General features: G+C 69.8%; 24 protein-coding genes and 1 pseudogene. 13 read left to right on the plus strand and 12 right to left on the minus strand.

Annotated features, from left to right (window positions below; all coding sequences use genetic code 11):
* Positions 1-127: 127 nt before the first annotated feature.
* The 4 genes from pstC to ACIHFB_RS34480 form a co-directional block, all read right to left on the minus strand.
* Positions 128-1,132, minus strand: a complete 1,005-nt coding sequence (pstC, locus tag ACIHFB_RS34465; RefSeq protein WP_365287866.1) for a phosphate ABC transporter permease subunit PstC — start codon at positions 1,130-1,132, stop codon at positions 128-130.
* A gap of 158 nt (positions 1,133-1,290) precedes the next feature.
* Positions 1,291-1,551 (minus strand): hypothetical protein, encoded by a 261-nt coding sequence (locus ACIHFB_RS34470; RefSeq protein ID WP_365287864.1) that lies wholly within the window; start codon positions 1,549-1,551, stop codon positions 1,291-1,293.
* A gap of 437 nt (positions 1,552-1,988) precedes the next feature.
* Positions 1,989-3,653 carry a hypothetical protein gene (locus ACIHFB_RS34475; RefSeq protein WP_400128981.1) on the minus strand — a complete coding sequence of 555 codons (1,665 nt, stop codon included), beginning with the start codon at positions 3,651-3,653 and terminating at the stop codon, positions 1,989-1,991.
* A gap of 48 nt (positions 3,654-3,701) precedes the next feature.
* On the minus strand, positions 3,702-4,358 hold the full coding sequence (locus ACIHFB_RS34480) for a PH domain-containing protein (protein ID WP_365287860.1): 657 nt from the start codon (positions 4,356-4,358) through the stop codon (positions 3,702-3,704).
* Positions 4,359-4,935: 577 nt separating this feature from the next.
* On the opposite strand from ACIHFB_RS34480, the gene deoC reads away from it, so the two are divergent.
* The 3 genes from deoC to ACIHFB_RS34495 are packed head-to-tail and all read left to right on the plus strand — an operon-like array spanning position 4,936 to position 8,239.
* Positions 4,936-5,892 carry a deoxyribose-phosphate aldolase gene (gene deoC / locus ACIHFB_RS34485; RefSeq protein ID WP_400128982.1) on the plus strand — a complete coding sequence of 319 codons (957 nt, stop codon included), beginning with the start codon at positions 4,936-4,938 and terminating at the stop codon, positions 5,890-5,892.
* Positions 5,893-5,898: 6 nt separating this feature from the next.
* Positions 5,899-7,356 carry an aldehyde dehydrogenase family protein gene (locus ACIHFB_RS34490; protein WP_400128983.1) on the plus strand — a complete coding sequence of 486 codons (1,458 nt, stop codon included), beginning with the start codon at positions 5,899-5,901 and terminating at the stop codon, positions 7,354-7,356.
* Positions 7,349-8,239, plus strand: a complete 891-nt coding sequence (locus tag ACIHFB_RS34495; protein ID WP_400128984.1) for an aldehyde dehydrogenase family protein — start codon at positions 7,349-7,351, stop codon at positions 8,237-8,239. The genes ACIHFB_RS34490 and ACIHFB_RS34495 overlap by 8 nt, the downstream gene beginning before the upstream one ends.
* 52 nt (positions 8,240-8,291) lie before the next feature.
* Here ACIHFB_RS34495 and ACIHFB_RS34500 read toward each other — a convergent pair.
* Together ACIHFB_RS34500 and ACIHFB_RS34505 are read right to left on the minus strand one after the other, a co-directional pair.
* Positions 8,292-8,855: pseudogene (locus ACIHFB_RS34500) on the minus strand (DinB family protein); the annotation flags it as partial.
* 47 nt (positions 8,856-8,902) lie between these two features.
* A complete protein-coding gene (locus tag ACIHFB_RS34505) occupies positions 8,903-9,196 on the minus strand; it encodes a hypothetical protein (protein WP_400128985.1) in 294 nt (97 codons plus the stop codon).
* 180 nt (positions 9,197-9,376) lie between these two features.
* On the opposite strand from ACIHFB_RS34505, the gene ACIHFB_RS34510 reads away from it, so the two are divergent.
* Positions 9,377-10,225, plus strand: a complete 849-nt coding sequence (locus ACIHFB_RS34510) for a helix-turn-helix transcriptional regulator (RefSeq protein WP_365287848.1) — start codon at positions 9,377-9,379, stop codon at positions 10,223-10,225.
* Positions 10,204-10,416, plus strand: a complete 213-nt coding sequence (locus ACIHFB_RS34515) for a DUF397 domain-containing protein (protein WP_365287846.1) — start codon at positions 10,204-10,206, stop codon at positions 10,414-10,416. The genes ACIHFB_RS34510 and ACIHFB_RS34515 overlap by 22 nt, the downstream gene beginning before the upstream one ends.
* 7 nt (positions 10,417-10,423) lie before the next feature.
* Here ACIHFB_RS34515 and ACIHFB_RS34520 read toward each other — a convergent pair whose 3' ends face one another.
* A complete protein-coding gene (locus ACIHFB_RS34520; RefSeq protein WP_400128986.1) occupies positions 10,424-11,902 on the minus strand; it encodes a PQQ-binding-like beta-propeller repeat protein in 1,479 nt (492 codons plus the stop codon).
* A 53-nt stretch (positions 11,903-11,955) separates the two neighbouring features.
* Positions 11,956-12,585, minus strand: coding sequence for a hypothetical protein (locus tag ACIHFB_RS34525; protein WP_400128987.1), 630 nt, complete (start codon positions 12,583-12,585; stop codon positions 11,956-11,958).
* A 345-nt stretch (positions 12,586-12,930) separates the two neighbouring features.
* Here ACIHFB_RS34525 and ACIHFB_RS34530 point away from each other — a divergent pair, with 345 nt between their 5' ends.
* Positions 12,931-13,602 carry a uridine kinase gene (locus ACIHFB_RS34530; protein WP_400128988.1) on the plus strand — a complete coding sequence of 224 codons (672 nt, stop codon included), beginning with the start codon at positions 12,931-12,933 and terminating at the stop codon, positions 13,600-13,602.
* Between the two features lie 31 nt (positions 13,603-13,633).
* Entirely contained in the window at positions 13,634-13,975 is a 342-nt protein-coding gene (locus ACIHFB_RS34535) for a DUF6281 family protein (protein ID WP_400128989.1), read from the plus strand.
* 155 nt (positions 13,976-14,130) lie between these two features.
* On the opposite strand, the gene ACIHFB_RS34540 is transcribed toward ACIHFB_RS34535, so the two are convergent.
* The gene (locus ACIHFB_RS34540) at positions 14,131-14,874 is read right to left on the minus strand and encodes a SigE family RNA polymerase sigma factor (protein ID WP_365287836.1); all 744 of its coding nucleotides are present in this window, start codon (positions 14,872-14,874) and stop codon (positions 14,131-14,133) included.
* A 241-nt stretch (positions 14,875-15,115) separates the two neighbouring features.
* On the opposite strand from ACIHFB_RS34540, the gene afsQ1 reads away from it, so the two are divergent.
* The 5 genes from afsQ1 to ACIHFB_RS34565 all read left to right on the plus strand — a co-directional run bounded on the left by afsQ1 (position 15,116) and on the right by ACIHFB_RS34565 (position 18,897).
* The gene (afsQ1, locus tag ACIHFB_RS34545; protein WP_055611283.1) at positions 15,116-15,793 is read left to right on the plus strand and encodes a two-component system response regulator AfsQ1; all 678 of its coding nucleotides are present in this window, start codon (positions 15,116-15,118) and stop codon (positions 15,791-15,793) included.
* Positions 15,790-17,361 (plus strand): ATP-binding protein, encoded by a 1,572-nt coding sequence (locus tag ACIHFB_RS34550; RefSeq protein ID WP_400128990.1) that lies wholly within the window; start codon positions 15,790-15,792, stop codon positions 17,359-17,361. Before afsQ1 ends, ACIHFB_RS34550 begins: the two co-directional genes overlap by 4 nt.
* A complete protein-coding gene (locus ACIHFB_RS34555) occupies positions 17,361-17,963 on the plus strand; it encodes a hypothetical protein (RefSeq protein WP_365287832.1) in 603 nt (200 codons plus the stop codon). Before ACIHFB_RS34550 ends, ACIHFB_RS34555 begins: the two co-directional genes overlap by 1 nt.
* 89 nt (positions 17,964-18,052) lie before the next feature.
* Positions 18,053-18,604 carry a VanZ family protein gene (locus ACIHFB_RS34560; protein ID WP_365287830.1) on the plus strand — a complete coding sequence of 184 codons (552 nt, stop codon included), beginning with the start codon at positions 18,053-18,055 and terminating at the stop codon, positions 18,602-18,604.
* 92 nt (positions 18,605-18,696) lie between these two features.
* Positions 18,697-18,897: a PspC domain-containing protein gene (locus ACIHFB_RS34565; RefSeq protein ID WP_365287828.1), complete on the plus strand. Its 201-nt coding sequence runs from the start codon at positions 18,697-18,699 to the stop codon at positions 18,895-18,897.
* Positions 18,898-18,975: 78 nt separating this feature from the next.
* Here the strand turns inward: ACIHFB_RS34565 and ACIHFB_RS34570 are convergent, their stop codons facing one another.
* Both ACIHFB_RS34570 and ACIHFB_RS34575 read right to left on the minus strand, forming a co-directional pair.
* Positions 18,976-19,323: an ATP-binding protein gene (locus ACIHFB_RS34570; RefSeq protein WP_365287826.1), complete on the minus strand. Its 348-nt coding sequence runs from the start codon at positions 19,321-19,323 to the stop codon at positions 18,976-18,978.
* Between the two features lie 131 nt (positions 19,324-19,454).
* Positions 19,455-20,618, minus strand: a complete 1,164-nt coding sequence (locus ACIHFB_RS34575) for an adenosine deaminase (protein WP_365287824.1) — start codon at positions 20,616-20,618, stop codon at positions 19,455-19,457.
* Between the two features lie 113 nt (positions 20,619-20,731).
* Here ACIHFB_RS34575 and ACIHFB_RS34580 point away from each other — a divergent pair, with 113 nt between their 5' ends.
* Positions 20,732-21,493: a prolyl oligopeptidase family serine peptidase gene (locus ACIHFB_RS34580; protein WP_365287822.1), complete on the plus strand. Its 762-nt coding sequence runs from the start codon at positions 20,732-20,734 to the stop codon at positions 21,491-21,493.
* An 84-nt stretch (positions 21,494-21,577) separates the two neighbouring features.
* Here the strand turns inward: ACIHFB_RS34580 and ACIHFB_RS34585 are convergent, their stop codons facing one another.
* A complete protein-coding gene (locus tag ACIHFB_RS34585; protein ID WP_365287820.1) occupies positions 21,578-22,540 on the minus strand; it encodes a LysR substrate-binding domain-containing protein in 963 nt (320 codons plus the stop codon).
* Between the last annotated feature and the right edge of the window lie 61 nt (positions 22,541-22,601).

Here is a 22,601-nt window from a genome sequence, read left to right on the forward strand (position 1 = left end):
CATTCCTGGGAGGAAAAGGGGCGCGGGGCTGTATCGAGTTACGGCTCCGCCGTGCGGGAGCGACCAGCCACGACGGCGTGCGGACGACAGACGGCAGACGGCACTTCGGCGCACCCCCAGCGGAGCGTCAGGCGTCGCTGGACGCGCCCGATCGGGAACGGGCGACGATGGTGGAGGCCGCGAAGTTGACGATCAGCGTCATGACGAACAGCGCGAAACCGGCCGCCATCAGCGCGGACATGCTGAACTCGCTCGCCTCGCCGTAGCGCAGCGCGATCAGCGACGAGACCGAGCTGGTGCCGGACTGGAGGACATGCCACTGGACCTCGAAGGTCACCGAGATGATCATGAAGACGGCGATCGTCTCGCCCAGCGCGCGGCCGAGCCCGAGCATCGTGCCGCCGATCATGCCGCCCTTGCCGAACGGGATGACGACGCTGCGGATCATGCCCCAGCGGGTCGCGCCGAGCGCGTAGGCGCCTTCCCGTTCACCGGCGGGCGCCTGGGAGAAGACCTCGCGCATGATCGAGCAGATGATGGGCGCGATCATCATGCCGACGACGAGCCCCGCGATGAACGTCGAGGACGTGTAGATGCTCTCGGGCGCGAGCGGGTCGTTCGGATCGGCGCCCCGTACGTCGAAGACGGGGATCCAGCCGAAGTACGCGGAGATCCAGCGGGCCGTGGGCAGGATCTTGTCCTGGAGGAAGAACAGCCCCCACAGGCCGTAGACCACGGACGGCACCGCGGCCATCAGGTCGACGACGCTGATCAGCGTCCGGCGCAGCCGCGGCGGGGCGTACTCGGAGATGTACAGGGCCGCGCCGGTGGCCAGCGGCACGGCCACCAGCACCGCGACGGTCGCGATGAGGACGGTGCCGACGAGCACGGCCGCGATCCCGAACTCCCCGCTGCCCGGCGCCCATTCGGCGGTGGTGAGGAACGACCAGCCGGCCTTGTCCAGCGCCAGCCACGCCCGGTACAACAGGAAGCCGCCCACCAGCAGCATCACGGCGAGCACAAAGCCGCCGCCGGACCGCAACACCATACGGAACACCCGGTCGGGCAGCCCGGGATCGGCGTAGAGCCGTCTCGGTACGTCGATGTCGCCGACGCCCGCCGTCACGGTCACGGGCTGCGGCTGTCTGGTTCTTCTCAGCGAAGGCACGTTTCAGACACTCCGTGCCATCGGTTGACATGCCCATCCTGAAAGGTGAACGAGCGGTTCCCTGGGGGCAACTTCGGGCCCTGTCCGGCCTGATCCGCCGGACCGGCCCTACGCCGGACCGCTCATGTCTCGCCCCATAACTCCGGTCCCGCGTGGCCCAGCTCGGGCAGCATCGCGCGGAACCGGTCGTAGGAGGAGCGGCAGGTGGCGTGGCGTTCGTAGGTGCGCGCGGAGCCCGCCAGATGCTTGCCGGCGCGGTCCCAGATCACCCACACCCAGCCGCCCTCCGTGCTGTGCTGGATGCCACCGCCCGTCTCGGCGTGCCGCGCACAGAGCCGGACGAACGCGTCCCTGCACCGCGCGTGCGAATCGTGCGAGGTCAACGACACAGCGACCGAACGCCCGTTGGGCGCCACAAGCCGCCAGCCGAAACCCCCCTCTCCATTGATGTCGATCTGACATCTCATTCCCACGACCGCGACGGCAGGTCTTGCCGCCCCGCCGGACCGATCCATTTCCCCACCCCCACCGCCCGTCGAAGAGTGAAACCCACGGTGCTCTGTCACGAGGCGAGAAAATCCGCAGGTACGGCGCTATGGACGGCAGTAGCAATCTACTGAGACGCCTGTGAACGCGAACGGACAAAAGCAACTGCCGGTCGCACGCTTCATGTTGAAGTATCCCCTAGGTAACCCCTAGGACAGATAGCGAGAAAGCGCTCGCTGAGCGTCCGGGACAACGTTGCCAATACCGGTCGGAACCGCTCCCATAGGGTCACTTGGGGGCCCAAGTGACCCTATGGGCACTCGTGACCGGCCGTTCACGGCAACAGCGTCAGCACGGCCGCCCACCCCGCGCCCAGCACCACGGCCAGCGGCCACAGCGGCAGCCCGAGCTGCCGGGCCCCGCCCGCACCGGTCGGGCGTAGCGCCGGATCCTGCCACATCGCGCTGATCTCGGCGGCCGTCCGCTCATAGGGATGGACCAGCCCGAGCCTCCGCTCCAGCCACGGCCAACGCGGCGTGTGCACGGTCCAGCGCGGGAAGGAGACCCGGTAGCTGTCCACCGTGAACTCCGTGCCCTTGCACCGGACGACCCGGATGTGGTCCCAGGCGATGTGGTGTGTCCTTCTGAGACCGTTGAACCACAGCCCCTCGGCGTCGGCGGTGATGCGCCAGGCGACCATGACCGGCAGCAGGAGGGCGCCGATGAGGCCGAGGATGCCGCCGATGACGTACCGGAACGCACCGCTCTCACCGTGGATGCCGTAGTAACCCCACAGCACCAGCACGGAGACGACGAGAACGTCGAGCCGGCCCGCACGCCATCGCCGTACCGCCCCGGCCTCCGCGCCCGCACCGACGGCCGCGGCGGCCGCCCGCCCGCGCTCGGCGTACGCCTCGGTGCGCTTCGCCTTCGCGAGCCGACGCCGTAGCGCGCGGGGCGTCACGAGCCGCACGGGCCCGGTCGACCACTCCGTCACGGGAGGCTCACCGGGCTCCTCGGCGGCGCTGACGAGGGCGACTTCGGCGCCGTCGTGGGGCAGGCCGTGGAGGACGGCTTCACGGAGGGGGCCGGGCTGGTCGCTCTCGAGCCGTTCGAGGAGCGCGATCAGGTCTTCGTCGTCGTCATCGCCGTCGTCCTGACAGCCGTCGTCGTCATCGTCGGAATCGTCGTCCTGATCGTCGTCCGCCTCCGATACGGCGACGGTGAACAGCGGGCGCAGCGCCGTCACGTCGTCGGCCGCGAAGACCTCCGTGTCCGCATCCGCGTTCTCCCGCACCAGCACCCGCAGTACCGGCACCGGCACCCCGCGCAGACGAGCGGCCCGCCTTCTGCCCAGCACACCGGAGAGCAGCACGGTGGCGCCGAGGCCGGCCACGTACCAGCCGAGGGCGGGTACGGCCTGCCGGTCCTCGGCCAGGTCGAAGTGACCGCCGAGACCGGCCGGTACGGCACCGAGGACGATCAGCACGAGCCCCGCCCCGGCGAGAAACCAGCCGCGCTTCAGCGGCCCGTCCGTGTCCGGCAGTACCGCGGTGACTTCCCCGGCCGCCGCGCGGGCCGCCCGCCGCTGCCGTCTCCGCCCGGCCATCCGGGCCAGCGCGGCCGCCCAGATCAGTACGACGGCCAGGACGAGCGGCACCGCCACGCCGTACGGCAGTCCCAGCAGTGGGACGAGGACGATCAGGGCGGGCGCGGAGAACCGTACGACCTCGGGCCGCACCAGTACCCAGACGACATGGAGTGCCACCACGGCGGCGACCCAGGGGTGCAGCTCCGCCCCCACGGCCAGCGAGCCGGCGACCAGCAGACCGGCCACGACCGTCGCCGCAGCCGACCGTTCCCCCGGCCGCACCGGAACCCAGCGCGGCGGAAACGCCTGTGTCCAGCGGCGCGCCTGCTCGCCGTCCCAGTCGGGACAGCCGTCGGGCAGGGCGGTGGCGGGCAGCGGAAGGGGCTGTCCCTGACTCGTCGTGCTCATCACTTCCCAGACACTCGGACCACGTGGGGGGGCGGAGAGCCGGAGGGGTCAGCCCACCGCCAGCAGAATCGCCAGCAGCACCGCTCCGGCGGCCGCGGGGCCCACGATCTCGTACGCCCAGCGCGCGACGGTCTCGCCCTGTGCGCTCTCCGCCGTCGCCCGTGCCTCCTGCAACTCGCGCAGGTCGTCCATGGCCTGGTCGCTCGCCGCCCTGGTCGGGCCGGCCGGCGCGGAGCCGCCCCGCGTGATGCCTCGGGTGGAGTCCTCGCCGTGTGCCATCGCCCTGGCCTCCTGCCGGGCCGCCTTCTTGCGGGCGCGCAGTGAGACCGGGATGGCCCAGAGCTGGAACTTGGCGCCGGAGCGGTCGACGACCTCGTTGGAGTAGCCGGAGCGCAGCGAGGCGACCTGCCCCCAGGGCAGCACGATCACGCGGAAGGGGTTGCGGATGCGCAGCCGGTCCTCGTTCACGTACACCGCGGGGCGCACGGTGAAGGCGACGATCAGCGGCACGACGAGGATCATCGCCGCGAGCGCCAGCCAGGGGGTGCTGCCGTCGCCCTGGACCAGGGCGTCGATGCCGAGCCAGGCGATGAGGCCGAGCAGGAGGACGCCGCCGGCGATGCCGCCGGAGGACCTGAAGACGCGGTCCTTGTACTCGGGGCCCGGGGACGGGGGGGTCGGGGGCTGGGGGTCCGGCGTGGTCATGCCCCGATTCTGCCGTATGCCTGCGGCGGGCTTGGCCGGGGCGCCGTTTCGTCGTGGGGGGCCTGTGGTGTGCGCGAGTGCGGGTCTCGTCGTGGCTGGTCGCGCAGTTCCCCGCGCCCCTTGGGTGGGACCAGGGCCCACCGCCTGGAGGGCGCCCTTCCTCGGGGTGGACAGCCGCTATCGCGCGAGTGCGGGTCTCGTCGTGGCAAGGCGCGCAGTTCCCCGCGCCCCTTGAGTGGGACCAGGGCCCGCCTGCTGGAAGGAACCCCGCCTCGGGGGTGGGCAGCCGCCATCGCGCGAGTGCGGGTCTCGTCGTGGCTGGGCGCGCAGTTCCCCGCGCCCCTTGGGTGGGACCAGGACCCGCCTGCTGGAAGGAACCCCGCCTCGGGGGTGGACAGCCGCCATCGCGCGAGTGCGGGTCTCGTCGTGGCTGGTCGCGCAGTTCCCCGCGCCCCTTCGGTGGGACCAGGGTCCGCCGTCTGGAAGGGACCCTTCCTCGGGTGGGGCCGGGGGCGTCTGCTGGAAGGAAGCCTTTCTCGGGGTGTACAGCCGCTACGCGCGTAGATATGCTCGTCTGGTGACCATGCCCACCACTGCACACACCCTCACGGACGTGGCGGCCTCCGAGAGCACGCTGCGTCGGTTCCTTCACGGGCTGCCCGGCGTCGACGGGGTCGGCCTGGAGGCGCGTGCCGCCTCGCTGGGGACCCGTTCGATCAAGACGACCGCCAAGGCGTACGCCATCGATCTGGCCATCTCGATGGTCGACCTGACGACGCTGGAAGGCGCGGACACCCCGGGCAAGGTCCGGGCGCTCGGCGCCAAGGCGGTCCGCCCCGACCCGACCGACCGTACGGCCCCCGCCACGGCCGCCGTCTGTGTCTACCCGGACATGGTGGCCACCGCGAAGGAGGCCGTCGCCGGCTCCACGGTCAAGGTCGCCTCGGTCGCCACCGCGTTCCCGGCGGGCCGTGCGGCGCTCGGCGTCAAGCTGGCCGACGTCCGCGACGCCGTCGCCGCCGGCGCCGACGAGATCGACATGGTCATCGACCGCGGCGCCTTCCTCGCGGGCAACTACATGAAGGTGTACGAGGAGATCGTCGCCGTGAAGGAGGCCTGCGGGGCGAGCGCCCGGCTGAAGGTCATCTTCGAGACCGGCGAGCTGTCGACGTACGACAACATCCGGCGCGCGAGCTGGCTCGGCATGCTCGCCGGCGCCGACTTCATCAAGACGTCGACCGGCAAGGTCGCCGTCAACGCCACTCCGGCGAACACGCTCCTCATGCTGGAGGCCGTGCGCGACTTCCGTGCCCAGACCGGCGTGCAGGTGGGCGTGAAGCCGGCCGGCGGCATCCGCACCTCCAAGGACGCGATCAAGTTCCTGGTCGTGGTCAACGAAACCGCCGGCCCGGACTGGCTGGACAACCACTGGTTCCGCTTCGGCGCGTCCTCGCTTCTGAACGACCTGCTGATGCAGCGCCAGAAGCTGGCCACCGGCCGCTACTCCGGTCCCGACTACGTGACGGTGGACTGATCCATCATGGCTTTTGAGTACGCACCGGCCCCCGAGTCCCGCGCGATCGTCGACATCGCGCCCTCCTACGGGCTGTTCATCGACGGCGAGTTCACCGAGGCGGCCGAAGGCAAGGTCTTCAAGACCGTCAGCCCCTCCACCGAAGAGGTCCTCTCCGAGATCGCCCAGGCCGGTTCCGAGGACGTCGACCGCGCGGTGAAGGCCGCCCGCAAGGCCTTCGAGAAGTGGTCCGCGCTGCCCGGCTCCGAGCGCGCGAAGTACCTCTTCCGCATCGCCCGCATCATTCAGGAACGCGCCCGCGAGCTCGCCGTCCTGGAAACCCTGGACAACGGCAAGCCCATCAAGGAGACGAGGGACGCCGACCTGCCCCTCGTAGCCGCGCACTTCTTCTACTACGCGGGCTGGGCCGACAAGCTGGAGCACGCCGGGTTCGGCCGGAGGACGACAAATGGGCACAGCGGCGCCGCACCGCGGCCGCTGGGCGTCGCCGGCCAGGTCATCCCCTGGAACTTCCCGCTGCTGATGCTGGCGTGGAAGATCGCCCCGGCGCTGGCGACAGGCAACACCGTCGTGCTGAAGCCGGCGGAGACCACGCCGCTGAGCGCCCTCTTCTTCGCGGACATCTGCCGGCAGGCGGGCCTCCCGAAGGGCGTCGTCAACATCCTTCCGGGATACGGCGACACGGGCGCCGCTCTCGTCGCCCACCCGGACGTGAACAAGGTGGCCTTCACCGGCTCCACCGCCGTCGGCAAGGAGATCGCCCGCACGGTCGCCGGCTCGACGAAGAAGCTCACCCTCGAACTCGGCGGCAAGGGCGCGAACATCGTCTTCGACGACGCCCCGATCGACCAAGCGGTGGAAGGGATCGTCAACGGCATCTTCTTCAACCAGGGCCAGGTGTGCTGCGCGGGCAGCCGGCTGCTGGTGCAGGAGTCGATCCAGGACGAGCTGCTGGACTCCCTCAAGCGCCGGCTGTCGACGCTGCGTCTCGGCGACCCGCTGGACAAGAACACGGACATCGGAGCGATCAACTCCGCCGAGCAGCTCTCGCGCATCACCTCGCTCGTCGAACAGGGCGAGGCGGAGGGCGCCGAGCGCTGGTCCGCGCCGTGCGACATCCCCTCCTCCGGCTACTGGTTCGCGCCGACGCTCTTCACGAACGTCACCCAGGCCCACACCGTCGCCCGGGACGAGATCTTCGGCCCGGTGCTGTCCGTCCTCACCTTCCGCACCCCGGACGAGGCCGTCGCCAAGGCCAACAACACTCCGTACGGCCTCTCCGCGGGCATCTGGACGGAGAAGGGTTCGCGGATCCTCGCCGTGGCGGGCAAGCTGCGCGCGGGCGTGATCTGGTCCAACACGTTCAACAAGTTCGACCCGACCTCGCCCTTCGGCGGCTACAAGGAGTCGGGCTTCGGCCGCGAGGGCGGTCGCCACGGCCTGGAGGCGTACCTCGATGTCTGACCGTTTGAGCGTCTTCAAGACCTACAAGCTGTACGTCGGCGGGAAGTTCCCGCGTTCCGAGAGCGGCCGGGTGTACGAGGTGACGGACTCGAAGGGCAAGTGGCTCGCCAACGCGCCGCTCTCCTCCCGCAAGGACGCCCGTGACGCGGTGGTCGCCGCCCGCAAGGCGTTCGGCGCCTGGTCCGGCGCCACGGCCTACAACCGCGGCCAGATCCTCTACCGCGTCGCCGAGATGCTGGAGGGCCGCCGCGACCAGTTCACGCGTGAAGTGGCGGACGCCGATGGCCTGTCGAAGTCGAAGGCGGCCGTGGTCGTCGACGCGACGATCGACCGCTGGGTCTGGTACGCGGGCTGGACCGACAAGATCGCCCAGGTGGTCGGCGGCGGCAACCCGGTCGCGGGCCCCTACTTCAACCTGTCCTCTCCCGAGCCGACGGGCGTGGTCGCGGTCCTGGCCCCGCAGGAGTCGTCGTTCCTGGGTCTGGTGTCCGTGCTCGCCCCGGTGATCGCGACGGGCAACACGGCGATCGTGGTGGCGTCGGAGAAGTCCCCGCTGCCCGCCCTGTCGCTGGGCGAGGTCCTGGCCACCTCCGACCTGCCGGGCGGTGTCGTCAACGTCCTGTCCGGCCGTACGGCGGAGCTCGCGGCGCCGCTCGCCTCTCACCAGGACGTCAACGCGATCGACCTCGCGGGCGCCGGCGCCGACGACGACCTCGCGAAGGAACTGGAGATCGCGGCCGCCGACAACCTCAAGCGCGTCCTGCGTCCACAGCCTGTGGATTACACCGAGACACCGGGCACGGACCGCCTGACGGCGTTCCTGGAGACGAAGACGGTCTGGCACCCGACGGGTTCACTGGGAGCGTCGGGCTCGTCGTACTGACGGCCACAACAGACCGGAGCGCCGCGCTTCCCCACCGTCCGGGGGAGGCGCGGCGCTTCACTTCACTTCCGTCCTGCCAGCGGTAGAGGTCGCGCAGCAGGGAAATCTCGGCGCCGTGATGGATCAGCTCCCTGTTGACGTGCAGGACCCTGTTCTCCATGGGAAACCGCTCGGGACCCACCGCGGGCGGATTCTCCAGGTCGGCGTCCGAGAGCTCTCGGACCCCCTCGTTCCATCTCCCGTACATCTCATCGAGCTGTTTCAGCGCCTCTTCAGCGGTCCCCGCGTAGGCGAATGTCCGGGAGTCCACGTCCTGGCCGCCGAAGTACCATCCGACCCGATAACCCAGGCACGAGACGATGATGTGCGCCAGCCGCCAGGCAATCGTGGTCACCGGCGCCGGCGTCGGCACCAGGTCACGGGACGCGGAGTCCATCGTCCACTCTCCCGAACCCTCAGACATCGGTGCGGCCGACGTGCCACGTGGGCGAATGCTCCAGCAGCCTCGCACCGGCTCCCAGAAGTACTCCTCATCGGTAAGACCGTCCAGCCGCGGCCGCAGGTTCTTGCGCCAGTACCAGTCCAGCTGCTCCGCGAGCCGCTCGCTCCTTGTCAATTCCGCACACTACATACAGCGAAAACCTGGCTGCACCCCTCACGGGCTCACAACACCTCGCCCCGGCTCCGGGCGTTGGCGTCGGCCACCCGGGCCCACAGCAACGCCTCCGCCTGCTCACGGACTCGCAGCGGCTGCACGTCACCGGGCCGCGCCGTCCACTCCATGCCGCCGCCCTCGGGGCGCAGCCACACGAGCCCGTCCTGGTGGTCCATGACGATCCCGGGTCTCTCCATCCGCGTGTCCTGGGCGAGTTGACCGACCGGAAGGCGGGTCCTCTCCAGGTCGGCGCGACCGGGTCGGGGCGTCGAGGGTGGCTGCTGCGGCTTCTCGCTGTTCACATCCTCAGCGTCCTGGTGAGCGACGGCGATCGACCAGGGTGACGGTGTTCCGAACCGACTTACGGAACGCCCGCCACCTGCCCGTCTTCACGGTTCGCGCCCACACTGTCACCGACCGCAACTACCGTGGACACGGCGCCGACGTCCCCTCCCGGGACAGGGAACAGAAGGGACACCCAAATGACCCAGCCCGCCCACGACCTCGACCCCGCCCGCTCCGCCCGAGACCTGTACGGCGTGGAGCTGCGCCGCCAACGCCTGGCCGCCGGGCTCTCGTTGGACCGGCTCTCGGACATCGTCAACTACAGCAAGACGCACCTGCACGGGGTGGAGACGGGGGAGCGACTGCCACTGCCGCCGATCTCGGAGAAGTTGGACGCGGCTTTTGGGACGGGGGAGTTGTTCCAGGGGCTGTGGGGGACGGTGAAGCGGGAACGTACGCCGAGGCGGTTTGATCACTGCTTGGAGTTGGAGGCGAAAGCGGCGCGGATCCAGGAGTTCAGCGCGACCTTCATCCCCGGTCTGCTCCAGACGAAGGCATACATGCGCGCGCTGTTCGAAGTGGGCGAGCCGGGAATGACCGCCAAGGAGATCGACGGCTTGGTGGAGGCCCGCCTGAGCCGTCAGGAGGTGCTTCGGGGAGACAATCCGCCGGAGTGCTGGTGGATTCTCGGCGAGGCGACGCTGCGGCAGGCCGTGGGCGGCCCGGCGGTAATGCGCGAACAGCTCGCGGCACTGCTGCCGCTGGTGCACACGAGCCACACAACTATCCAGGTCGCCCCGTTCGCCCTGGGCGCGTGCGCTCTGATGAGCGGCACGCTCATCCTACTCACGCTGCCGGACAACTCCACCACCCTGTACCAGGAAGTTCCTGGGCACGGAGAGGCCTTCGACGACCGGGAGATGGTCATGCGGCGTGTGCGGAACTACGATCTGATGAAGGCCTGGGCCCTCTCTCCGCGAGAGTCCGCGGCTCTGATTGAAGCAACGATGGAGTCATACGAGCCATGCGAGTCACCCCGGATCTGATCACCGCCCGCTGGCGCAAGTCCTCTTACAGCGGTGGCGAACAGGGAGAGGCCTGCGTCGAAGTCAGCGACGACTTCCCCGGCACCGTCCCGGTCCGCGACGGCAAGCACACAACAACCGGCCCCGTCCTGATACTGGACGTCACGGCCTGGCAGCCGTTCGTCGACGGCGTCAAGGACGGCTCCCTATAGGCATCGGTCATCCACGCACAGTCGCCCCTGTGCAGAGATGCACGAGGTCGAGCTCTTCACCTTCGATCCGGACGAACTCGCCGTCCACTTCAGCGCTTTCGGCTCCGGACTTCTCCCACAGCTTCCTCCCTCGCCTGATGTCCACGGCTCGCAGGGAGAGTTCAGTGGAGAGAAGCACCGCGATCCCGTCCTTCACGGCGATCGCCTCAAGCGGCCAGCCTGGCACTTCGAGATCCCACTGCTTCTTTCCGCTCCCGGTGGCGAGCGCGACGATCCGCGAGTGCGAGGGATCTTTCCCCGTCCCCGTATTGATCTCCGAGATCAGCGGGTCGTCAGAGGTGTCCCGGGTGAGGACCAGCCCATCCGCCACTCGCAGGGCGACCGGGTATCCGTACGCCGGAAGCTGGTAGGTCCATTTCGTCACGCCGCTGGTGAGGTCCAGCGCGATGACCTGTCCGTCGGCATGCAGGATCACGATGCCCTCGTGGACGAAGGGTTTGTCCTGACTGGACCGTGGAAGATCACGCTGCCAGAGGATCCTGCCCGTTGCCGCCACCGCACAACTCACATGGACGGCGGTGCTGGACCCGGGATCGTTGGGGTCGCCGATCGACCAGCCGAAAAACAGAGCGACTTCGCCGGAGATCTGAAAAGGGGTCCCGGAGAGACCGTCCCGCGCGTCGCGATGCCACATCGCCCTGCCGGTGCCGGGCCGCAGACCCGTCGCCAGGGCTCCTCCCATGCGGGAGACGACCACCGCGTCGCGGTGCGGAAGAAAGCTCTGGATGTCATGGGTGGGGTGCGAGAACTCCCATACCTCCGCACCGGTCTCCAGCTCGACGGCATGCAGGACGTCGGTCTGTGTTCCCAGCCCGCCGGGCCTGGGTTTGATCAGCAGCAGGTCTCCGCCGACCGCCAGATCCGCGGGATGTCCGACCTTCCGGCGCCACACCTCGCGGCCCGTGTCCGCGTCCAGGGCCATGACGACTCCGGCGTCCGGGCCGTCCTGAGGCGACGCTTCGTCAGTACGCCAGTACAGGGAGGTGAACAGGAGCTTCCCGGCGGTGACCGGTGGATCCTGCTGCACGGTGTCAAACGCACCGGCATGCGGATCGCCGGCCCATCGGGTGCCGAGGCCGGTCGGCCTGAAGCGCCACTTCTCGGCACCGGTCCGGGCGTCGTAGGCCCAGATGTTCCCGCCCACCTGCGTGATGAACAAGGATGTGCCGACGTGCACGACTGCCTCGTGGTTCACCGGCCGGGGAATCGGCCAGGACCTCGTTCTGGGTGGAGCGGCAGTCCCTGACGGGCTTGGTGAACTGGGCGGCGGCTCAAGAATCTTCGGGTCGTCAGGCGTCTCGGGTGCGTCGCTCCGCTCGCGCCAGAGCAGTCCTCCACCGACTCCTCCGAGTACTGCCGCGCCGTGCAGAAAGGCGCGCCGCGGGATCCTACGCTCCGGCTGCCTGCGCCCCGCTGATGCGTCCATGATCGACTCCCAGATTCTCCGGATCAGTCTTCGGACCGGGCACGGGTCTTCGCCTACAACTCCCGTAGCGTCGGCGTCACACCGCTGTCGCCCGCTTTCCGCCCCGCCATGAAGTCGTTGACAATCGAGTCCCGGCATTTCCGGTCCGCGAACTCACCGAGCATGTCGGAGTTCGAAGCCAGCGAAAATTCCCCCGGCACCGGGATGAACCCCTCGGCGTCGGACTCCTTGAGCTCAAGGGTCACGCGGTAGAGCCATACCGGGCTGGAGTGATAGATCGGTTCCTCGGTGCCGAAGGTGATGGCGAGCGTGTCCCCCCGCCGTGGTTTCACCTCAAAGCGCACCGGCACGGTCTCCCGGGCGCCGGCGGTGACGTTCGAGGGGACGCTGTAGGTGTACGTACCCGTGACCGCGAGGTCACCGCCGACGGCGTCGCACGGGTCCAGCCTGCGGACTTGCTTGAAGGTGATCCGCGCCTCGGTGATCACGGCCGCGAGGTCGCCGCCGTTCTTGAGGGTGACCGCGACCGCCGGGGTCCTGAGCGGATACTTGCCGGTCTGCTCACCCGTGGCCGAGGACGTCTCGGTGTGCTCCACCGCCAGTTCTCGCACGTCAGCCACCTCGACGGTCAGCTCCGCCGCGGGCGCCTGCTCCAACGGATTCGGCAGCCAGCCGGCCAGCACACTTGTGGTGGTGGCAACGACCGCGAGCGCGGAACCCTCAAGGATTCTCTTCGTGACCGGCCGACGGGCGCTCGCACGGACACGGCTCCGCAGTCTCGTGATGCGTGAGGGGGCAGAAGCGCTCAAATCAGGGACCTCGCAGCACAGGAGCGGCCAGTTGGCCGTCGATTCGGCGCGAGCGTACTGACGTCCGCCACCGCGACGGCTGCGATTGCGTTGAGATCACCCGTTCGTGAGTCCGATCCCCGGCGGTACAAGGCGGGAACGCTCCTCCGTCCAGGGCGAGCGCGGCTCTGTGGTGCGACGCACGCTGCAAAGCCCGCCCGCGGGGTCGATGAACACCAGGTGAATGCCGCACACTGGTGTCCCGTGAGTCCCCAGCCACCCATACCGACGCGAGTCGTGCTGCTCTGCGGCCCTTCCGGCTCCGGCAAGTCCCTCCTCGCGGCCCGCTCCGGCCTTCCGGTGCTGCGGCTCGACGACTTCTACAAGGAGGGCGACGACCCGACGCTGCCGCAGGTCCTCGGGAGCTCCGACATCGACTGGGACCATCCCGACTCGTGGGACGCGGACACGGCCGTGGCCGCCATCGTGGAGCTGTGCCGCACGGGCCGTACGAACGTCCCCGTCTACGACATCTCCCTCAGCGCCCGCACCGGCGAGGAGGGCGTCGACATCGGGCGCACCCCGCTGTTCATCGCGGAGGGCATCTTCGCCGCCGAGATCGTCACGCGCTGCCGTGAGCTGGGCGTCCTGGCCGACGCGCTGTGTCTGAGCCGCGGACCGGTCAGGACCTTCCGCCGCCGTTTCCTGCGGGACCTGAAGGAGGGCCGCAAGTCGGTCCCCTTCCTCCTGCGCCGCGGCTGGCGGCTGATGCGCGCCGAGCGCTCCATCGTGGCCCGCCAGACCGCGCTGGGCGCGTACGCCTGCGACAAGGAAGAGGCCCTGAGCCGCCTCGCCGCAGCCGCCGCGGGCCGCCGCCCGGCACGAACGAACACGGCGCCCTCTCCGTCGTAGGTCCGAAGACCCGCGCTCGGAAGGGACGCCCATGACAACTGCTCTCCGGATCGGCCGACGGCTGCTCGTGACGGCCGTACTGCTCGCCTCCGCCGTCGGATGCTCCACGGGCACGGGGTCCTCGGGGGACGCCTCCTGCGCGTATCTGGTGCAGTACGGGGATCGCGAGTATCTGGGCACCGGCAGCGGCGACTTCGCGGTCGGCGAGAGACTGGGCACCGCGACGATCCCGGTGTGCAACGACACCGGGGACGACGAGGACGCCGTGCCCGCGCGGAGGACCACCGCGTACTCGGTCCAGGGGACGGATCCCACCGAGGTCATCGCGGTCGGCGACACCCCCGGCGAGGCGATCCTCGCGACGGTTCGCTGACCACACGCAGAAGCGGGACTGGACGGACCCCCCGGCCCTCCAGTCCCGCTCCCTTTGTGCTTCCCCCCGTGGTGCTACCCCCGTTGTCCCCCGTGACCCCGTTGGTCCCCCCGGTACCGCTCCCCCGTACTTCCCCCGTGCGTCCCCCCAGACCTTCAGGCGACAAGCTCGCCGAAGGACTCCTCCTCGTCACGGCCGAAGCTCAGGACCTCGTCGTCGCGCAGCCGGCGGAGTGACCGCCAGATGCTGGACTTCACCGTGCCGACACTGATGTCGAGGATCTCCGCGATCTCCGGGTCGGTGCGGCCCTCGTAGTAGCGGAGGACCAGCATCGTGCGCTGGAGTTCGGGCAGCCGGGCCAGCGCCTGCCACAGGACCGCGCGCAGTTCGGTGCCGCGCATCGCGTCCGTGTCGCCGGGCGTCTCCGGCAGTTCCTCGGTCGGGTACTCGTTCAGCTTGCGGCGCCGCCAGGCGCTGATGTGCAGATTGGTCATGGTGCGGCGGAGGTATCCGCCGACCGCCGCCTTGTCACTGATCCGGTCCCAGGCCTTGTACGTCGAGAACAGCGCGCTCTGGAGCAGGTCCTCGGCCTCGAAGCGGTCGCCGGTGAGGTGGTAGGCGGTTGCGTACAGGGAGGCGCGGCGCTCCTGGACGTAGGCGGTGAACTCCACCTCCGACAGCGAGCGACGCTCCCCCGTGTCCTCCCTGTACGCGGTTCCCCCGTGCGGTTCCCCCGTGAAACCGTCAACCACCGTCATGTATCCGGTGTGCTGACGCCCGGTGCCGCGAACGCACCCCCGCCCGTTCACGGCACCGGACTTCTCGGAACCCCGGCCCCCGTTCACGTCGTGCAGACGCGTGACAACTGCGCTTGCGCTCGTGCTGTGCAGCGTGTTCATCTCGCGCCCCCCGTCGTGGACTTCCCGGTGTTCGGTCTCGCTCGGCCCTGTTCGGCCTCGCTCCCTTGCCTGTGCCCAAAAGCTTGCCGAGCCGACTTCATGGCCGTGTCCGTCGACTGTCACAGACCTGTCACAGGGGTCCCCCTCAGTCACCTCACAGTCCGATCACGGAAAACAGCGCTACGTGCACGGAGCCGTACAAGTGTCGAAACCCCGCCCCACCATGGGCCAGAATGAGCCCGTGCCTTCCCTGTTGCTGATCGAGGACGACGACGCCATCCGTACGGCCCTGGAGCTGTCACTGACGCGCCAGGGACATCGGGTTGCCACCGCTGCCACCGGTGAGGACGGTCTGAAGCTCCTGCGCGAGCAACGACCGGACCTGATCGTGCTGGACGTGATGCTGCCCGGCATCGACGGGTTCGAGGTGTGCCGGCGCATCCGGCGCACGGACCAGCTGCCGATCATCCTGCTGACCGCGCGCAGTGACGACATCGATGTGGTGGTCGGTCTTGAGTCCGGTGCGGACGACTACGTCGTCAAGCCCGTGCAGGGACGGGTGCTCGACGCCCGGATCCGGGCCGTGCTGCGGCGCGGGGAGCGCGAGGCGAACGACGCGGCGACGTTCGGCAGCCTCGTCATCGACCGCGCGGCGATGACCGTGACGAAGAACGGCGAGGATCTTCAGCTCACCCCGACCGAGCTGCGGCTACTGCTCGAACTGAGCCGGCGGCCCGGCCAGGCGCTGTCCCGGCAGCAGCTGCTGCGGCTGGTGTGGGAGCACGACTACCTCGGTGACTCGCGGCTGGTGGACGCCTGTGTGCAGCGGCTGCGCGCCAAGGTCGAGGACGTGCCCTCGTCCCCGACGCTGATCCGGACGGTGCGCGGGGTCGGATACCGGCTGGACTCTCCTCAGTGACACCAGCGCAAGGCGGCTTCCGCGGCTGGGCCGCGGCTCGGGTGGGACAGGTTGCGGGGCTGCGCTTCACCAGTCTGCGGCTGCGGCTGGTCGTCGTCTTCGGTCTGGTCGCGCTCACCGCAGCCGTGTCCGCGTCCGCGATCGCGTACTGGCTCAACCGCGAGGCCGTGCTCACCCGCACCCAGGACGCCGTGCTGGCCGACTTCCAGCAGGAGATGCAGAACCGCGCCGGCGCCCTGCCCGAGCACCCCTCACAGGACGAACTCCAGCACATCGCGGGCCAGATGGCGAGCAGCAGTCAGCGCTTCAGCGTGCTGCTCGTCGCCCAGGACGACAGCGGCAGGACGGTGTACGGCAACTCCGGCGCCCTGGACGGCTTCGCCCTTCAGGACGTGCCGAAGTCGCTGCGTACGGCGGTGAACAAGCAGCAGGAGGTCAACGAGAACAACCAGTACGCGTACCACCTGTACTGGCAGCGCACGGTCGACCACGACACCCCGTATCTGGTGGCCGGCACCAAGGTGATCGGCGGCGGGCCGACCGGCTACATGCTCAAGTCGCTGGAGCCGGAGGCGAAGGACCTCAACTCCCTTGCCTGGTCGCTGGGTATCGCCACCGGGCTCGCCCTGATCGGCTCCGCGCTGCTCGCGCAGGCCGCCGCCACGACCGTACTGAAGCCCGTGCACCGGCTCGGTGTCGCCGCCCGACGGCTCGGCGAGGGCAAGCTGGACACCCGGCTCAGGGTCTCCGGAACCGATGAACTGGCCGACCTGTCAAGGACGTTCAACGACGCCGCCGAGGCGCTGGAGAAGCGGGTCGACGACATGGCCGCGCGGGAGGACTCGTCCCGGCGGTTCGTCGCGGACATGAGCCATGAACTCCGTACGCCACTCACCGCGATCACCGCCGTGACGGAGATCCTGGAGGAGGAGCTGGAGGCGGAGACCGGGTCCATGGACCCGATGATCGAGCCCGCCGTACGGCTCGTCGTCAGCGAGACCCGGCGGCTGAACGACCTGGTCGAGAACCTGATGGAGGTCACCCGCTTCGACGCGGGCACCGCACGGCTGGTCCTGGACGACGTCGATCTCGCGGACCAGATCACCGCCTGTGTGGACGCGCGGGCCTGGCTGGACGCGGTGGAGCTGGACGCCGAGCGCGGCATCCACGCCCGGCTCGACCCGCGCCGCCTGGACGTGATCCTGGCGAACCTCATCGGCAACGCGCTCAAGCACGGCGGATCGCCGGTGCGGGTGTCGGTGCGCGAGGCGGTCGAGGACATCGTCATCGAGGTGCACGACCACGGACCCGGCATCCCCGAGGACGTCCTGCCGCACGTCTTCGACCGCTTCTACAAGGCGAGCGCCTCCCGGCCGCGCTCCGAGGGCAGCGGGCTCGGCCTGTCCATCGCCCTGGAGAACGCGCACATCCACGGCGGCGAGATCACCGCCGCCAACTCCCCCAAGGGCGGCGCGGTGTTCACGCTGTCGCTGCCGCGCGACGGGTCGGAGCTGACGGCGCCGGAGACCGACGAGAACGACAGCAAGCGCGCCGAGGGGGACGCCTGATGACCGGACGCCGATGGGCGGCCGTTCCCGTACTCGCCGTGCTGCTGGCCGGGTGCGGGATCCGGGCCACCGAGGTGCCGACGGACTTCGGCCCCGCGCCCTCGCGTGTGCAGTGCTCGCTGACCGGGCCGGACACCTCGAAGCAGGCCTCGCGCGGGCTGCCGGTGCAGGTCTTCCTGCTGTGCCGGTCGTCGCTGGTGGCCGTCGACCGTGAGGTGCCCGTGCCGGACGGTGCGGCGGGCTCCGCGCGGCGGGTGCTGGTGGCGCAGGGCCTCCTGGACGAGCTGGCGGCGACGCCGTCGGCCGCCGAGAAGGAGGCCGGGTACACCACGGACGTGCGCGGCGGCATGACCGTCGACGCCCCGCGCCCCGACGACCCCGACGACGCCCTGCGCCTGAGCACCCGGCCCCAGGACCTCACCTCCTACGCCCTCGCCCAGATCGTCTGCACGTTCTCCGACTCGGCCGCGGCCGAGGGCGACGGCTCGGTGATCCTCGGCGGCCCGGACGCCGAGGCACCGCAGCGCTACGAATGCACGGACGAGGTCCGTTCGAGGCCGGGCACTCAGGCGCCGCCGTCGGCTGGGGTCACGGACGGCTGAGCCCGGTCGGGGCACTGTGGCGTATGCCTCACACCCCTGTCTGTCGAGTTTCCGGAACCGATCGTGCCGAGGCCCGCGTCTAGGGGGGCGTGCAGCGTGAAGGCTCCATCGGCGGCGGTGCCGCGATTCGCATCCGTGTGGCAGGAGGTGTCCTCCTCGTCGCACATCTCGCGTTCGTCGCCTGGCTCACACTGCGCCCCCTGGACGTGCCCTGGGTGATGCCGGCCAATCTGCGTCCGTTCGCCGGTATCAGGGCCGATCTGGCGCTCGGCTGGCCGGAGGCGGCCCGGCGCATCGGCGAGGGACTCGGGCTGCTCGCACCGCTGGGCGTACTGCTTCCGCTGGCCCACGGCAGGCTCCTCGCCTCCCCGCTCGGCTCCCTGGTCCGTACGGTCGCCGCGGGCGCCCTGATCTCGCTCGGCATCGAGCTGTTGCAGACGGGTGTGCCGGGTCAGGTCGTGGACGTCGACTCGCTGCTGCTGAACACGGTGGGCGTGGCCCTCGCGCATCTGGCGCTGGTCCCCGCGGGCCGCTACGCGCTCCGCCGCAGGACCGAGCGCAAGCGGCGTACGACCGTCCGCCAGGAGGAGTCGACTCAGGGTCGGACCCCGACGATTCCCAGGGTCGGGATCGCACCGTAGAGCGACGCTTTGCCCCCTTCCGCTCCGTAGCGTTGATGTCAGATGAGGCCCCCGGACGGAGGCCTCGTACCGACGCTCACGAAGGAGCCGAAATGACCGCCCTTGCCCGCCCCACCAACGGCCGCATGATCGGCGGAGTGTGCGCAGCGCTGGCACGGCGCTTCGGCATCTCCGCGACCACGATGCGTGTGATCTTCCTGCTCTCCTGCCTGCTGCCGGGCCCGCAGTTCCTGCTCTACATAGGTCTGTGGATCTTCCTGCCCTCGGAGGACAAGGCGCGCACGTCCTGGTAAGTCCCGTGCGTGACAACGCCGATGGGGCGCACCCCCGATCAAGGGGTGCGCCCCATCGGCGCGCTTCGAGGCCGGGGTTCAGCCGACCGGCACCGCCATGACGGGCACGGCCTGCACCGGCAGCCCGCCGAGCAGCCCGGCGACGGGGGCGGTGAGGCCGGTGGCCACGGCCCAGCCGGCGAAGGCGGGGGACGGGACGGGCATCAGCACCGCCGACTGCTCCGCGGGCTTCTCCTTCTCGCCGGCCGGCAGCGCCTGGGTGACCTGCTCCGCCGGGAGCGCCGTGCTCGCCAGGCGGGCGGTCTCCAGCACCGAGCCGGCGTCCGGGACGACGGCCGGGGCGGCGCTCGCGGAGCCGGCACCGGCGGCGGCGAAGGCGGCACCGAGAGCGGCGACACCGAGGGTCTTGGCAGCAGACTGCTTCATCGTGAATGCGTCCTTGAATGGGTCGACGGGATTGTTCACGACCGTAAACATTCCATGCCGCCAACTGCAAATACCGAAATGCGGACGGGTTGTGAATGCCGTCCGCATTTCGTGTGCGCCGAAGCCGCCGATCAGTCCTCGGATGCCGTGGAACCGCTGGTGGAAGCGGTCTGCCGAAACAGCCATTCGGACTTCAGCTCGGCATATCCGGGTTTCACGACGTCATTGATCATCGCCAGTCGTTCATCGAAAGGAATGAATGCTGACTTCATAGCATTGACCGAGAACCACTGCATGTCGTCGAGCGTGTACCCGAATGCCTCGACAAGGTGCTCGAATTCACGGCTCATACTGGTGTGGGACATCAGCCGATTGTCGGTATTCACGGTGGCCCGGAAATGCAGGCGCCTCAGCAGCCCGATCGGGTGCTCGGCGTACGAGGCGGCGGCGCCGGTCTGGAGGTTGGAGCTGGGGCACAGTTCCAGCGGGATGCGCTTGTCCCGTACGTACGAGGCGAGCCGCCCGAGCTTCACCGAGCCGTCGGCCTGCACCTGGATGTCGTCGATGATGCGCACCCCGTGCCCGAGCCGGTCGGCGCCGCACCACTGGAGGGCCTGCCAGATGGACGGCAGCCCGAAGGCTTCGCCGGCATGGATGGTGAAGTGGTTGTTCTCGCGCTTGAGGTACTCGAAGGCATCGAGGTGCCGGGTGGGCGGGAAGCCGGCCTCGGCGCCGGCGATGTCGAAACCGACGACGCCCAAGTCCCGGTACCGGTTGGCGAGTTCGGCGATCTCCAGGGCACGGGCGGCGTGCCGCATGGCGGTGAGCAGGGCGCCGACGCGGATGCGCCGGCCGTTCGCGTGGGCGATGCGCTCACCCTCGCGGAAGCCCTCGTTCACGGCCTCGACGACCTCTTCGAGGGTGAGTCCGCCTTCGAGGTGCTGCTCGGGCGCGTACCGCACCTCCGCGTAGACGACGCCGTCCTCGGCGAGGTCCTCCGCGCACTCGGCGGCGACCCGGACGAGCGCCTCGCGGGTCTGCATGACGCCGACGGTGTGCGAGAAGGTCTCCAAGTACCGCTCCAGCGACCCGGAGTCGGCCGCCTCGCGGAACCAGTCGCCGAGCTTGTCGGGGTCGGTCTCGGGGAGCTGGGAGTAGCCCGACGCCCGGGCGAGGTCGACGATCGTGCCGGGGCGCAGCCCGCCGTCGAGGTGGTCGTGCAGCAGAACCTTCGGTGCCCGGCGGATCTGGTCCGAGCTCGGAGTGTTTCCCATCGGGTCAGTCTCGCTCGTCATTTCCGCACTCTAACTCCTACGCGCGTAGAGCGCCTGTCGTACGAATCCGTCGATACGCAACGGTGACCGTGCCGAAGGGTGGCGTACACCGCTGCTTCTGACACTGTTCTGTCATGGCACAGCAAGCGACGCCGGTTCGCACGGCCCGGCTGGGGAGGGCGCTCGGCCCGGAGCAGACGGCGGTCAGCGGGGCGGTGCTGCTGCTCCCCGGCGGCGACGAGATCTCCGACCGCAGGCCGTCCCCGATGCTGGCGGCCGCGTCCGTACGGGCGTTGGGCCGCCGGCTGGCACGAGCGGGCCGCGTCCAGGGGCTGGTGACGCACGTCGTGCACTACCGCTACCGCGGCTGGAACGGCAGCGAGGCCCATCTCGCCCGCGACGCGTCCTGGGCGGCCAGCGAGGTCGTACGACGCTACGGCGACGTCCCCGTCTGCCTCGCCGGCATCGACATGGGCGGCCGGGCGGCGCTGCGCGCGGGCGGGCACGACGCCGTCAACTCCGTGCTGGCGCTCGGCCCTTGGCTGCCCGAGGAGGACATGGCCGCGCCCCCCGAACCGGTGAAGCAGCTCGCCGGGCGCCGGGTGATGATCGTGCACGGCACGAACGACGAGCGCACCGACCCCGAGTTGTCCTTCCGGCTCGCGGCGCGCGCGAAGAAGACCAACCGGGACGTCTGCCGCTTCGAAGTCCACTCCGACCGCCACGGGTTGCAGCAGCACCGCGACGAAGTCCTCTCCCTCTCCGCGGACTTCGTCATGGGCGCGCTGTTCGGGCATGCGTTCTCCCGGCCGGTGGAGGACGCGTTTGCCGCTCCGCCGCCGCTGGGGCTTCGGATGCCGTTGGCTGCTGGGTTCGGGCGGTCTTTGAGGCGGTAGAGCTCGGGGCTTTCGGTTGTGTTCGGGCTGCGGGTCTGTGGGGGCTGGTCGCGCAGTTCCCCGCGCCCCCAAGGCGGCTGGGGCTCAGGTGGGGAGCAGGTTGCCCCTTTTTGAGAGCAGGAACCTTTTGAAGGCGGCCACCGGCGGAGTGTCCGGGTGGCCGTCGAGCCACGCGACGCCGATCTCGCGTACTGCGCGCGGGGCGGTGACCGTCAGCTCGACGACGCCCGGCCGGGCCACGGCGGGCGGTGGCAACAGCGCCACTCCCAGCCCCGCCGCGACCAGCCCCCGGAGGGTCTCCGCCTCCTCCCCCTCGAAGGCGATGCGCGGCTTGAACCCGGCCTCCTTGCACACGTCGTCGGTGATACGGCGGAGCCCGTAGCCGGGTTCGAGGGTCACGAAGACCTCGTCGGCGGCCTCGGCGAGACGGATGCGCTTGCGGGCGGCGAGGCGGTGGTCGGCCGGGACGACGAGGCGCAGCTTCTGCTCGTCGAGGCGGCGGCCGACGAGGTCGGGCGCGTCCGGGACGGGCGAGGTCAGACAGAGGTCCAACTCCCCCGCCCGCAGGCGCTCGATCATCGCCTCGCCGTAGTTCTGGACGAGGCTGAAGCGGACCCTCGGATGGTCGGCGCGGAAGGCGCTGATGAGCCCGGGAACCGTCTCCCACCCCATGGTGTGCAGAAACCCGAAGGCGACCTTGCCCGCGGCCGGGTCGGCGTCGGCGCGCACCTCGTCGGCGGCGCGCTCGATCTCGGCGAGGGCACGCTCGACGGAGGTGAGGAAGGTGCGCCCGGCGGGAGTCAGGGAGACCGTACGGCCGCGGCGGGCGAACAGGTCGACGCCCAGGTCCTGTTCGAGCCGGACCATGGCGCGGGAGAGGGTGGACTGCGGGACGTTCATCTCCTGCGCGGCCCGGGTCACATGCTCGGTGCGGGCGACGCCGGCGAAATAGGCGAGGCGGGGAGCCAGCAACCTCGACATCTCCGCCATGTCTTCTACGTCACCGGACGGTGACAGGTGAGGCTGTGACCTCTGCTGATGCTGCATGGGAACGATTATGCCGATTCCATGCATTGGACGGATGAGCGGACGCTCTTTACCTTCGAAG

The organism is Streptomyces sp. NPDC051963 (genome assembly GCF_044593495.1).
GTDB lineage: Bacteria > Actinomycetota > Actinomycetes > Streptomycetales > Streptomycetaceae > Streptomyces.